Source organism: Blautia sp. DFI.3.45 (assembly GCF_020593505.1).
GTDB lineage: Bacteria > Bacillota > Clostridia > Lachnospirales > Lachnospiraceae > Blautia_A > Blautia_A wexlerae.
On sequence record NZ_JAJDMI010000238.1, the window covers coordinates 1 to 249 of the forward strand.

The following is a 249-nucleotide window of genomic DNA, read 5'->3' on the forward strand; positions in this document are numbered from 1 at the left end:
AATCCTTGACTTCTTTCTTTCCCCAAGAATGATCCGGGTTAAAAGGACGCATAGTTAGAAGCAGATGGACATGGGGGTTGCCATCCCCTTTGTCGTGGATACTCCAATCAGCGCACATTCCTCTATCTACAAAAGTTTTTTGGATATAGTCGGTTGTATATTGAATTTGTTCCTGTCTGCTCCATTCTTTGGGGAGGGCAAATTCAAATGACCTGCCAAGTTGGGCATCTGCATTTTTTTCAATCTTCA

The 249-nt window shown here is 42.6% G+C and carries 1 protein-coding gene; it reads right to left on the reverse strand.

The features are described 5' to 3' along the window. Positions 1-249 (reverse strand): MobA/MobL family protein (locus LJE09_RS19365; RefSeq protein WP_227311645.1); only part of this gene is annotated, 249 nt, incomplete at both ends.